Origin of the sequence: Streptococcus sp. 27098_8_76, from assembly GCF_041432315.1 — a bacterium.
Taxonomy (GTDB): Bacteria; Bacillota; Bacilli; order Lactobacillales; family Streptococcaceae; genus Streptococcus.
In genome coordinates, this window is sequence record NZ_JAPVZI010000020.1 from 1 (window position 1) to 11,761 (window position 11,761).

General features: G+C 35.7%; 21 protein-coding genes. 18 read left to right on the forward strand and 3 right to left on the reverse strand.

Translation table 11 applies throughout. The annotated features are described in order from the left end of the window. Positions 1-46: 46 nt before the first annotated feature. The 3 genes from O3636_RS10395 to O3636_RS10405 form a co-directional block, all read right to left on the reverse strand. The gene (locus O3636_RS10395; RefSeq protein WP_261013111.1) at positions 47-1,210 is read right to left on the reverse strand and encodes a site-specific integrase; all 1,164 of its coding nucleotides are present in this window, start codon (positions 1,208-1,210) and stop codon (positions 47-49) included. 432 nt (positions 1,211-1,642) lie between these two features. Next, positions 1,643-2,620 (reverse strand): Abi family protein, encoded by a 978-nt coding sequence (locus O3636_RS10400; RefSeq protein WP_261022719.1) that lies wholly within the window; start codon positions 2,618-2,620, stop codon positions 1,643-1,645. A 104-nt stretch (positions 2,621-2,724) separates the two neighbouring features. After that, positions 2,725-3,306, reverse strand: a complete 582-nt coding sequence (locus O3636_RS10405; protein WP_261013109.1) for a helix-turn-helix domain-containing protein — start codon at positions 3,304-3,306, stop codon at positions 2,725-2,727. Positions 3,307-3,492: 186 nt separating this feature from the next. Between O3636_RS10405 and O3636_RS10410 the strand changes: the two genes are divergently transcribed. The 18 genes from O3636_RS10410 to O3636_RS10495 all read left to right on the forward strand — a co-directional run bounded on the left by O3636_RS10410 (position 3,493) and on the right by O3636_RS10495 (position 11,750). Beyond that, positions 3,493-3,729: a helix-turn-helix domain-containing protein gene (locus O3636_RS10410; protein WP_371643064.1), complete on the forward strand. Its 237-nt coding sequence runs from the start codon at positions 3,493-3,495 to the stop codon at positions 3,727-3,729. A gap of 84 nt (positions 3,730-3,813) precedes the next feature. After that, the gene (locus O3636_RS10415) at positions 3,814-3,999 is read left to right on the forward strand and encodes a hypothetical protein (RefSeq protein WP_261013107.1); all 186 of its coding nucleotides are present in this window, start codon (positions 3,814-3,816) and stop codon (positions 3,997-3,999) included. A 327-nt stretch (positions 4,000-4,326) separates the two neighbouring features. Continuing rightward, positions 4,327-4,584 (forward strand): hypothetical protein, encoded by a 258-nt coding sequence (locus O3636_RS10420; RefSeq protein WP_261013106.1) that lies wholly within the window; start codon positions 4,327-4,329, stop codon positions 4,582-4,584. A 1-nt stretch (position 4,585) separates the two neighbouring features. After that, positions 4,586-4,786 (forward strand): hypothetical protein, encoded by a 201-nt coding sequence (locus O3636_RS10425; RefSeq protein ID WP_119942670.1) that lies wholly within the window; start codon positions 4,586-4,588, stop codon positions 4,784-4,786. A 1-nt stretch (position 4,787) separates the two neighbouring features. Continuing rightward, entirely contained in the window at positions 4,788-4,991 is a 204-nt protein-coding gene (locus O3636_RS10430; protein WP_261013105.1) for a hypothetical protein, read from the forward strand. A gap of 13 nt (positions 4,992-5,004) precedes the next feature. After that, positions 5,005-5,271 carry a DNA-binding protein gene (locus tag O3636_RS10435; RefSeq protein WP_261013104.1) on the forward strand — a complete coding sequence of 89 codons (267 nt, stop codon included), beginning with the start codon at positions 5,005-5,007 and terminating at the stop codon, positions 5,269-5,271. Positions 5,272-5,279: 8 nt separating this feature from the next. Further along, complete coding sequence (locus tag O3636_RS10440) at positions 5,280-5,603, forward strand: hypothetical protein (RefSeq protein WP_261013103.1); 324 nt, start codon at positions 5,280-5,282, stop codon at positions 5,601-5,603. Between the two features lie 184 nt (positions 5,604-5,787). Further along, positions 5,788-7,404, forward strand: coding sequence for a phage resistance protein (locus O3636_RS10445; RefSeq protein ID WP_371643068.1), 1,617 nt, complete (start codon positions 5,788-5,790; stop codon positions 7,402-7,404). A gap of 276 nt (positions 7,405-7,680) precedes the next feature. Then, the gene (locus O3636_RS10450; protein ID WP_261013101.1) at positions 7,681-7,845 is read left to right on the forward strand and encodes a hypothetical protein; all 165 of its coding nucleotides are present in this window, start codon (positions 7,681-7,683) and stop codon (positions 7,843-7,845) included. Positions 7,846-7,946: 101 nt separating this feature from the next. Further along, positions 7,947-8,120, forward strand: coding sequence for a hypothetical protein (locus O3636_RS10455; protein ID WP_261013100.1), 174 nt, complete (start codon positions 7,947-7,949; stop codon positions 8,118-8,120). Positions 8,121-8,135: 15 nt separating this feature from the next. Continuing rightward, positions 8,136-8,294, forward strand: coding sequence for a DUF2292 domain-containing protein (locus O3636_RS10460; RefSeq protein WP_078132289.1), 159 nt, complete (start codon positions 8,136-8,138; stop codon positions 8,292-8,294). An 83-nt stretch (positions 8,295-8,377) separates the two neighbouring features. Then, positions 8,378-8,977: a hypothetical protein gene (locus tag O3636_RS10465; RefSeq protein WP_371643070.1), complete on the forward strand. Its 600-nt coding sequence runs from the start codon at positions 8,378-8,380 to the stop codon at positions 8,975-8,977. Continuing rightward, entirely contained in the window at positions 8,977-9,216 is a 240-nt protein-coding gene (locus tag O3636_RS10470) for a hypothetical protein (RefSeq protein WP_261013098.1), read from the forward strand. Before O3636_RS10465 ends, O3636_RS10470 begins: the two co-directional genes overlap by 1 nt. A gap of 63 nt (positions 9,217-9,279) precedes the next feature. Next, entirely contained in the window at positions 9,280-9,540 is a 261-nt protein-coding gene (locus O3636_RS10475; protein WP_371643072.1) for a hypothetical protein, read from the forward strand. Between the two features lie 29 nt (positions 9,541-9,569). After that, a complete protein-coding gene (locus O3636_RS10480; RefSeq protein WP_119942688.1) occupies positions 9,570-9,911 on the forward strand; it encodes a replication protein in 342 nt (113 codons plus the stop codon). Further along, positions 9,898-10,149, forward strand: a complete 252-nt coding sequence (locus O3636_RS10485) for a hypothetical protein (RefSeq protein WP_371643074.1) — start codon at positions 9,898-9,900, stop codon at positions 10,147-10,149. The genes O3636_RS10480 and O3636_RS10485 overlap by 14 nt, the downstream gene beginning before the upstream one ends. A gap of 601 nt (positions 10,150-10,750) precedes the next feature. Beyond that, on the forward strand, positions 10,751-11,497 hold the full coding sequence (locus tag O3636_RS10490; protein WP_261013095.1) for a DUF1492 domain-containing protein: 747 nt from the start codon (positions 10,751-10,753) through the stop codon (positions 11,495-11,497). A gap of 94 nt (positions 11,498-11,591) precedes the next feature. Further along, the gene (locus tag O3636_RS10495; protein ID WP_185756233.1) at positions 11,592-11,750 is read left to right on the forward strand and encodes a hypothetical protein; all 159 of its coding nucleotides are present in this window, start codon (positions 11,592-11,594) and stop codon (positions 11,748-11,750) included. Positions 11,751-11,761: the final 11 nt, after the last annotated feature.

Consider the following 11,761-nt stretch of genomic DNA (forward strand, 5'->3'; position numbering starts at 1 on the left):
TTAGGTATAGTAAGAGGGTAGCCCCAAAATGGGACACCCTTATTATTTATAGATTGCTAATAGCCGATTCAAAGATTGAGACGGCTTTTTTTGCTCCCTCTTTGGTAGCATGGACATAAGTGTTTAAAGTCATAGAGATATTAGAGTGACCTAATCTGTATTGCAAGTCTTTAGCCTCTATGCCAGCGTATAGCATGATTGTAGCGTGAGTGTGTCGGAAACCGTGGAAACTAATATCGGGAACACCAGCGCCTTTGAAGTGACTTTGTAGTCTCTTTCTTAATAAGCAAGCGTAGGCGTATTTTGTGGTAAAAGGGGTAAATACAATACCCTCAGACCGTCCAAGTTGCCATGACTGGACTTGTTGACGTTTTTTATACTGCTTGAGTAGGGAAACTGTAGCTTTATCAATATCAATTTCTCTTAGACCAGCTTTAGACTTAGGTGTATTTGTTTCTTGGTATCTATTCAGAGTCTTAGAAATGCTGATAATACCTTTTTTAAGGTCAATATCAGACCACTCAAGAGCCAAAACCTCACCGATACGGCACCCACTAGCCAGCAATGTTTTATAAAGCACGTAGTCAAAGAGATTTTCATAGCTAGACAAGTCTAGGTTATCTAGGTACTCTAAAAACTGTTTTAGTTCCTGATTGCTGAAAAACTTTACCTTATGCTCCTTATTTTGTTGTTTACGTGGGATAATGACATCTCTAGCTGGGTTATGCTGGATCGCTTGCATTGTAACTCCATACTGGAGAATACGGCGGTTTATATTGTTTAGGAAGCTATAGTTTGCATATGCCCCTTTTTCGCCCTTATTGGCCTTGTCAGCCCACTTGTTGACTTGTTGCTGGATAATCGGAGTAGTAAGCTTGTCTAGCTTGTAATCGCCGAATACGGGCAAAATATGAAGTCTCACAATCCCCTCCATGGATTGCTGGGAGTTTGGTTTGATTGTATTCTTGTAACTCTCCCACCATAAAGAGACTAGCTCCCTATAGGTTGTAATGGTTGGTTTTTCCTTTACACTATATCCATTGTTTGCAAAAGCGTTAATGGACTCTCTTGCCTTGATTTTAACGCCTGTTTTTGTTTTGGCAGTTACCGTAGTTCTAGCTTTCTTTCCTGTGAGTTTATCAACTCCAAGATACACGCTTGCTCGGTATACAATAGTTCCGTTTTTCTTTTTGTATTCTGTAATCTTCATGGTTTTTACTCCTTTTCCATCAGCAGGCAAGCAATTAGAAAAGATTTTGAGTTTATACCATGCGAGGGATTACGAGAACCCCTTTATTTCCGATTTTAAGCAGTCAGACGGTAAATAATGTCAGAGCATGAAACAAGGCGGATATGGGGCTTATATGGGCAATAGAAAAAGTGTACGACTAAAAAGCTGATACACTTAATTTCTTGTTGTAACCCTGACCTATATAGAGATACAGGTATAGAGCAGTGTAACCCATAGGGTTTCTTTTACGATTAAGAATTATGGTATCACTTTTTAGAAAGTTTTACAAAATAAAAAAACACCGGTGTTTTAAGTCCGATGTTTTTAGATAAGTTCCGAAAAACGTTATCGCGATTAATAGTTACTATTGTATCAATAAGTTACATTTTTTGCAACAAAAACATCGAAAATTTATAGATTTTTTAAAAATAGCTTTATTTTTGCGAAACTATCTACTCCAAGGATTAAATGGACATCGTGGGGGTTTTTGATAGTTTGAGAATACTCTTTAATTATTTTTTCATAACGAGTAATGAAACTCCGTATTTCTACCTTACTAAAACGTAGTAGTTTTAAATAATAAGCAATCAAAATTACATAATCAGTAATTGTTTTGAAGTTTATATTTTTAACTTTAGTATGTTTCTCAAGGTGTTTAATGATCATGCCCTTAATTTTAAAAGTATTAAAACGACAATCAAAAACAACGTTATTATGAGCGATTGCATTGCGTAAATCTTTAATAATGAAGATGTGTTTGGATAGTAATTCAAGATTGGTATCTAGACTAGTGTCTAAACAGCCTAAATCTTCTTGAATTTTACGGCGGGTGTGATTATTTAGTCTCTCAATAATACTCCCTAAGTCTCCCATTGTAGTATGCTCAAAAATTGCCCAGAATGGTATTGATTTATTTTGATGGACATAATGCTGAATGATGGAACTTTTAGTGTAATTATTTGCTATTGTGCCTTCCATATTACGACGTAGATTTAGAAATTTACCCATTTCTTTCTTATACTCTTTTGAGTTTTTTGGAAAATCATCGAAGTGATTCAATTTTTGCTTAAAGATAGAATCCATGTAAATATCGGAATCTGTTACAAGAACTTCGAGCGTGTAATTGTTGATTGCTGTTTCAACTTTCATAACTTCAGGATATAATAGCGCCTTTAATGTATTATCGAAATTATAAGTTTTTTTGATTTCATCAAAAGTTGTAAAACTAAGTAAATTATTCTTTTTACGAACAAATCTGTAAGCCTTGTAACCGTGGTAATATCCTATATTTCTGAGAGTTCTTTTTTGAGAACTCCCCTCTATTTTAATTTTATGACTTTTTCTAATATGACGCATCAGGCCGTCGATGCTTTTCCCTTTTTCGCTCATGATTCTCCTTTCTATTTGTCAATTTTGCGCTTTAGTCTGTAAAATCGGCTTTCTATTCTTCAATTTCCCCTGTTTTTGCACAATAGACCTTAGAAATAGGGTTGCTATTGACTTTCTGAGGAGTCTAGTTTTTGAAGGGATTCATTGTTTTTGTCTTTTTTTTCTATAAGTTCGTTAAGTTCGTTCGTTTGATTGATACTTTGGATAATCAATCTTAGTTTTTCAGATTTAAAGTGATTTTCCTTAATAGATAAAATAAGATCAAACATTTCTTCACTGCTATCTACAAGTGCTTTGATAGTGTGTAAAGTAGTTATAGCTTTTCCTCTATGGATTTCATCTTCATGAAGAACTTGATCTAAGTATTGTAACCTTTCAGATAGTATTTCTTTCATTACATCGTATTGCTCGCGGTATTGTGTTAATTTTTCTTCAAGGTCTGTAATCAAATTATTTAATTGCTCATTCATTTGTTCTTCGTTATATCCTAAAAGATAGTCAACCGATATATCTAAAGCATTAGCAAAATCTTGAGCCCTATTTAGCGGAAACATTCTGGTTTTATTTAAGTATCTAGACATAGCAGATTTTGCTATATCAGTTCTACGGGCTAATTCACTAAGAGAGAATCCTTTTTTTTCTTTTTCGGAGATAATAATATCTATAATTTCATCATTAGAACGCATTTGTATCCCCCCTTCTATATTTTTTAATTATATCATCGTTCCCAGAAAAGGACAAGAAGAACATTAAAAAATATTTTTTGTTAAAAAAAACGCATCTTTGTGTTGACAAACGGGAACAAAAGAGTTACAATAACTTTGTTCTCTTTCGGGAACGTATTTTGAATTTTAATAGAAAGGAAGATAATAATGGAACTAAATTTGAGACGTATAAAAGCTGAACGTATTGCCAAAGGGTACACCCAGGACGTGGTGGCTGAGAAAATGGGATGGAAATCCCGTACGCCATATGCAAAAAGAGAAAATGGGATAGTACCATTTGGAGCTGATGAACTTGCTGAATTTGGCAATATTTTAGGTTATGGTGTTAATGAATTAGGAAATTTTTTTGATAAAAACGTTCCCATAGAAGAACAAAAGGAGTGATCTAATCGCAATACTACTCTACATATACAGATTTCTCATGTGGTGCTTTACCACTGGGGATTGAGAACAAAAAGGAGCAAAGAAATGAACTTTAAAGAATTTAAAACATGGCTAGATGATGCCGTGAGTGTGGCTGAAGCTATGGCATTACCTGAAAATAAAGGGGTACTTGACGACTTGATAGAGAATACGACCAATAACCTAGCTTTTATCGCTGAGTTAGTGGAAAGCCGTCAACTGATTTATAAAAAACCTAGACATGAAGATTAAAAACGACAACAAAAAAGTCACTTGCTCAAATTTTGGTCGAGGAGAGCAAGCGACGAGAATATGGATATAGATATTTTTTCTATATCTCAATTATAACAAAAATAAACTATTCAATCAATAACAACTAATGGCAGGCAAGCAATTAGAAAAAGTTTTGAAAATCAAGTGCTGACACGGTGATTCTAGGCACTTGTTTAACTAAAATGTGGGGAATACCCACGAAACATCACTACAAGCGTTCGTCAACTTGGGGCAATCGTCCAGCGTTTGGAGTGATGTCGATACTGTATAAGAAACGACAATTAAAAGGCCAACGGAGAAAAAACAATGACAAAAGAAGAAATTAGAAATATTTTAGATGAACTAGATGATTTAACCTTAGGACTTAACACCGCTGAAAACGCTTTGGACGCTACTTCTCACTTTTTCAGTAAAGACATGAGCGACCAAGAAAAGGGGTTGGTTCTAGCCTTGGAATACGACACGCAAAGCGCTATTTTTAACCTTGCTTATGATTGTCTTATTAAGACAAAGGAAAATCTAGTTAATGCTATTGAGATGTACCGCAGGGAATTGGAGCAATAAAATGACACTAGACCTAGACAATATGACACAAGCAGAATTTGATGAAGTAATTGCTGAAATCAAGGATAGAAATCCGAACCTCTTCCAGTTCATCACTGATTTTTTAGATAGAAAGGTAACACCCAAAGAGGTAGATGAGTTTTTGAAGATGGAGCGAACTGATCAAGTGGACTATATCAAGAATTATCAAGCGAGGGCATAGCATGAACGAACTAGATTTGACCAATACACAATCGGTAATCTTTATAGTGGTATTGATTGGCTTACTGCTTTATTTAAACCACCGAGACCGCAAAAAAAGCGCCCAATTTGAGCGAGAAAACCAACAGACGATAGAAACACCTAAAGAGGATTTAAACCCTTACTACGGGCGATATATCCAGCTTGCAGGTAAGATTCATAATTAGAAAGGGGTGTAATATGCAACTATTATCAAGAGAAGCAGAACTTGAACTACTGGAGAAAGTGGGAAATCACTTAGAGAAAAGGATGGAACTGGAAAAGCAACGTGATGATAACTGGGACTTGATTTCTAGACCTGAGGTATTAAAGAAGCTAGGTATTAGTGGAACTACGTTAAATAACTGGCAGGAGCATGGTCTGAAATCGTTCCAGTCGCCTTTTGAAAACAGTAAGAAAATCTATTACCGTAAGAGTGATATTTACAATTTTCTTGCAGTAGATTAGGAGGTGCAATGAGAATAATAGAGTTGACTATATCCGTTGATAAAATGCCTCTATTTGGCTTTCTCAAATCAAATCCTACTCAAGTATGGAAGAATGGGGAACACTACAAATTTACCTATTATGAGCCTGTAGATGAGGCTTTGACGGGTTTTCAATACAAAGACCTATATGTGTCTATCAAAGACGAAAAAGAGGCAGTAGAGGGCTGGGAATTGGTCAGAGATTTAGATATTGCTTTGGCCAGTCCTGACTTGCTGACAATCTTGAAAGAGTTAGAGGTAAACAAATTGACCGAACAACGGCAGGGGCTTGGAGTGGAGTTAAAAGGTTGAATTTTCGACCTGATTTGTAATGGTATTTATACCAGATATGAGACTTCGCTTTTTGTCCGCTTGCTATTTGTGAATGGCTACAGTTTTAGTCAGTTAGTGGATTTGTTTTCTGCAATCGTTAAACGCAAAGACCTAGCAAGCTATTTCTTAGAAGTAGCAAGAATATTTTATAAGGAGGTAGTATTTGAATATTAGAGACAAATTAAATGAGATCATAAGATTAAACTGGACTGAAGCAGATTTTGGTTTTTCTAAGAAAAAGGCAGACTACAAGTGTCAGTTGGCTCATATTTATCACTTAGACAGTTTTAACAAGCTGAAATATAAAGATGAAGAGATAACAATCTCCACTAGCGAAATTATGTACACTACAGATATAAACGGAAAGGAAGAAAGGTTTGTATCTGCTAAGATAAAGCAAAAGAAAAAGAATAATAAAGATATCATTAAAGTAGAGTTTGAATCAAGTTTCCAGCCTTTTGCCAAGATGGTGATTGATTATCTTTTGGGGCGTTATGTATTCTACAATGGTCAACTTTATGATGTAAATAATCGACAAGCAAATAAGATTGACGATATAAGACTGGTTAGTCTTTATGGATTTAAGCATGATACAGAGTTTGTATTGGATATTTTAAAGGGAATTGATAAGCATTTCCATATTGAGCCAATCAGAGTTCTAAAACCATTTCAGATTGCTGGTAATGATTTTATTATTGATTTGGAGAAACACACGTTGACAAGATATGTTTTGAATAACGAGGTTTCATTTTTTAAGTATTATCCAGTCGATTTTGAAACTGCTAAGAGTAGTAAAGAGATTGCCAATAAATTTTTACACTACGTTATTGATGATCCTGATAGTTTCCACAATGCCCAATTACAGACATACTACATAGCACAAGTTGCCAGTGGATTGAAAAACAAAACCAATTTCTTTATAACCAAGTCTGGAATAAGAACTGGTAAAGGATTGAGACATATCGCCTTATCTGGATTGTTTAATAAAATCGATGTAGAACTGGATAACTTGGTTTCACGAGGATTTGACGCTTTGAATGCTTGGGCTATGTTTTCGGGTGGAGAAATGGCTTTGGCTACTGAGCAAGGAGATATTATTGGAGATAAAATTGAGCGTGTTTTAAAAGTAATTGCAACCGAGAAAACACACGTAGCCAGAATGGTAGGAGGAAACCAAGGTCTTGTTATGCTTTCTAGTGTTTTGTGTATTGATACCAATAGGAATGTATCTCTTTCAGATGAAATGAACGGGCGCAAGGTATTGATCCAGTACAAGGATAGACCAGCTGGAGAAACTGACTTAGAGCGTGAAGAAGCGTTTGCCGAATATTGGGAGGCATTTACACTACCAGACAAATCTCCAAGGATTGAAGGGTGTATTGGTTTCTTGCTATCCAGTCTTGATTATTTCAATGAACAAGAACAGAAATTCGTTTGGAAAAATGTTGAAGTGTATAATGGCGATGAAGCACTTGATGATTTTCAGATAGCTTTGATAAATCTACTACAAAAGACTGATTTTGTCCCTAAAACAGATAACTATGCGATTGATGAGCTTTATAATAAAACGTATGGCAAAAATGCTATTGAAGCAGGGAAAGCATTGACAACTATTGGAGTAGAGAGAAAAAGAAAAAAACTTGATGGTGAGCTTGTCAGTGGATATATTATTGGTAACCAAAAACGCTTTGATACTTTTGTTATAAAAGAAGAAAATAGAGAATTAAGAGTGGATTTTTCAATTTTTGAAGAACTTGGAGAAGTTGAAGGTACACAATAAGTACACAGGTTGCACAGGTGGTACACAGGTACCAGTGAACCGCTTCAACATAGTAATATCAATCGCTTAGAACTATCGGTACACAGGGTACATAGGTTTACTAAGGGTTGAAGGAAGAAAAAATAAAGATAGATAAAAAAATATAAAATGGTATATAGAAACCAGTGTACCCTATGTACCAAGTTGAAAACCCTTGAGGTTGTAAGGTTTATAGGGTACACAGGTAGGTACACAGGTAAGGCGACCTATGTACCTTTCTAAAATAAAGGAGTAAAAATGAATTTCGTAACCGCAAAAGAATTGACATTGGCATTAGATAGCCTAAATGAATGGCTAGAAGAAAATCCTGATTTAAAATTGACTGATATAAGATTGGGAAAGTGTACTTCAAAAGAAGTCACGTTTAGAGTTGAATATGTGGACTTGAGGAAAGGAGTTTAAATCAGCAATCAAAGGAAGACAAAATGGGGTAGATAGTACCGACCCCCTTGCAATGGTGTAACTACTAGTGACACCCTTAAAACAGAAAGAGGAAAAACAACATGAAAATTAAACTATTTTATCAGAAATACAAGCAAAGCCTAGAGAATTTTGAAAGCCAGGTAAATGATTTTATGGCAACCGTTGAAGTGGTGGATGTAAAATATTCAGAGGCAACAGTGGGGAATAGTGATGATATGGATACACTAACCAGTGTGATGGTTCTATACAAATAGCATGAGAGGATAAACATGGAGATACAAAACGGCTTTATTTATTTCAAAAGTTATGGTATAATAAAACTGTTAGAGGTTCCAAGGTTTGGGAGTATCACGCTTAAAATACAAGACGGCGAGATTGTCTCCAGCGTGGAATCTAAAACAACAATATTTAAAAAGAATACTGACTGAAAAAATCAGAGGTATAGCATAAAGTAGAGGAATCTATTTTGGCTATGCCTCTTGTGTTTTTGGAAAGATTGGAGGAAAAAGAAATGCCAACATTGCAAGAAGTCAAAAACCAGATGGACAAAGTACGGACTCAATTAGATATTTTTGATCGCTTTGATGAGGAAATCAAGAAAGCAGAAAAAGAAGTTAAGGATATTAAATCTAAGAAAGCGGATGTACAAACATTTGAAGATTTCCAAGCTATCAACGCAAAAGAAAAGTATATTGCTGATATGAAAGCACAAAGAACAAAACTTGAAAAAGAACGAATTGACTCAATCGTAGCAGACGCTAGAAAAATCAATGCTTCAGGGTACCTTGATGCAGCATTAGAGCAAGATGAAACAGTGAAACGTCAGCGCCAAGAAATCAAACAGAAATCTATTGAGCTTTTGGAATTGATTGCGAATTATAACGAAAACTACAAAAATACTGCTAAGAGATTGGCGGATGAGGTAAGTGAAACAGGTATCGAAGAGTTATTTGACCGCCTGAATACATCTCCAGAATATAGTGGAGTAAGTAAACCTTACATTTACAGTGGTGTAGCTGGTTATATGGGAAGCCAGCACCGCTATTTAGATCCGAGTGATGATTTGGCGTATTTTGTGAATCGTATTAACTATTTTGAGGGAGAACAATAATGAAAGATGAATATAAACAACTATTTCAAGAAATCGAAGAAGAGAAGAGACAAGCTGACTTACTGCAAGGGCTTGCCAAGAACGTAGAAAGTATTTCAAAGTCTTACGAAGAGGAAGCTGTAACCCTTGAAGAGTTTAAGGCTATGGGCTACAAGCGTAGACATGAACTATATGAGAAGGATAAAGCCCTATATGATAAACTACTGGGCAAGGAAAAACGTGGTTTGTTAGGTTTGTGATGTGGAGGGGAGCAATCCCCTTTTTTTACATAAATCAGACAGAATTACACACGAGGTAGGGGAATGGTTAGAAGTTTAAAAGCAAGACTAGAAAAGATAAAGGAATATGCTGGAAAGACGGAATACGCTACACAAGATGAATGTATATCTTTATATGTGGATTGTCTGAGATTAGCTTTTCAAGACAACGGACTGGATATAAACATGGATGATTATATCCCCCGTAAATTTAGTGATGTCAAATTTTCAGATTATAAACAAGCAAAAGAAAAAATAGAAGAACTAAAAAGAATGGTAGAAGAAAGCGAGGTGAATAGTATTTGACAGAATTAAGCAGAAAAAAAGAAATATTTATGGCCAATTATCTCATGACTGGGAATGTAAAAAAAGCTAGTGAATTAAGTGAGATCACCAGAAAGACGGCTTACAATTACTTGAACGATGCAACCTTTAAGAGAATTTACCGTGAAAGACGTAGCGAACAACTCAAGGAGTCTACTACGCTGTTACAGAATGCAAGCGTTGAGGCAGTCAATGTATTAAGGGAAATCATGCTTGATAAGACAGTAAGCCCGTATGCGAGACAACAGAGCGCCCAGAGCATTCTAAACATGGCTTATAAGGCAGTTGAAATGGTTGAGGTAGTGGAGCAATTAGAAGTGTTAGAGGCGAAGATACTAGATGAAGGCGATTAAAAACCGTTTAAATAGGTTGAATAAGTTAGCGGTGGTTGATGAAGTTGATACCGTGTTTTTGACGCAGATTGATACTGGACATTTTGAGGTAAGATATAGGATAGGTGGAAAAAATCCCAAAGATATTATAGAAGTCTATCCGACAAAAGAAGAAGCAGAAAAAGCTATTTCAGAAATTAAAAATATAAAAGGATTGCGGATATTCTGGGACAATTTGGCTTTATTGGAGGATGATTAGAGCATATCATTTATCAAGCAGATAAGAGAAATAATAACCCTCCTTAACTCCCTGAGAAACGACAAGCAGATAAGCGAAGTTTTTAGCCCTCTTATTTCGGATTTACTCCTTGCAGAATGACAAGTAGATAAGGACGACAATAAATCTTCTTAATTGCTTACAAAACGATAGGGAGTTAAGACGAATTTAAAAGCTTCTTATTTTCGTTTTTCTCCTTGTCAAACGGTAAGGAAATAAGACAGGAAATAACATCGCTTATTTTGATTTTGCTCCCTGAAAAACTGTAAGGAGATAAGGAGACTTATTAGCTTCCTTAATTTGGATTTTCTCCTTACAAAATGATAGGGAGATAAGAGCGGTTTAAAAGTCTGTTATTTTGGATTTGTTGCTTACCAAATGATAAGCAGATAAGCAAAGAAATAACTTGCCTTAATTGCTTGCAGAATGACAAGGAAATAAGAGAGATAAAAAAATCCCTTAATTGCCTATCAAATGGTATGGAGAATGGACTTTAACGCCGAGAAAACGCAAAAAAGCCAGCACAGGGCTGACTCTCATGGTATGGTTTCGCATAACTATTATATCATGAAGGAGCGCTAAAATGACCACTGGTGAAGTAGAAAAGAAGCTAAAAAGCATTAAAAAACTTGATAAAGCAATTCATAACCTAGACTTGAAGATCAGCAATCTGGAAAAAGGGGCGGTATACTCACAAGCGTATTTTGAACAACGGGTAAAGTCTAGCAAGGTTAATACCACAGAGGAAAGACTTATAAATGCCTTAGAGTTAAAAGACCAAATGATGGAACAGCTTCAAGACTTGATCGTGGAACGCTATGAGGCCTTGAGGTTTATTGATAATCTGACAAATCCTAATGAGTGGGTAGTAATAACGATGGTTTACGTCAACCACTACACCATAGATAGAGCATGTAGAGAGTTGCACAAGTCCAAAAAGGTAGTATATAGACTAAAGAAACAGGCCTTAGAATGCTTATCAGAGGTGTTGAAGCCAATCGATACAGAAGAGACATCAAAGCAGGCCTACAGATTTCTGAAAAGCTATCACTCACTGGTTAAATTGAGCCTAGACGGTCAAGATGGAGCGTTTGAAGCCAAAGCGGTGGAGATAGTAAGCATGATTGACGCTTACAGGGACAATCTGGACGATGTACGACGTGAGATATTCTCCAATCTCTTTACAAGGCGAACTGGGGAGAGGTTAAAGCTATGGCAATTATACGAGGCGTTAGACATCGATAAGGCTCAATATGAGCGCCTCAAGGTTGAGATACTGCTAGACTTTGCTAAAAGCTATCGTGATGGTGTTTTGTTGGTTGAATATTAGGATAGGAAAGTTTATAATGAAGTCATAGCGTAAGAGAAAATACTTAAAAATTTATCCGAAGTGTTCGGTTTTGAATTTGGAAGGATTGAATGATATGGCTAAAAAAGATATTTATGATTGGCCGGAAGGCGAAGATGACAATCTGGATGAATTGTTAAAAAAAGCCTATGAACGAAATAAAAACAAAACTGTTGAGGAATTAGATGACGAATGGGATGAATTTGTCAAGAATCTAAAACTTGAAACGATTTAAAAAAGCACCTA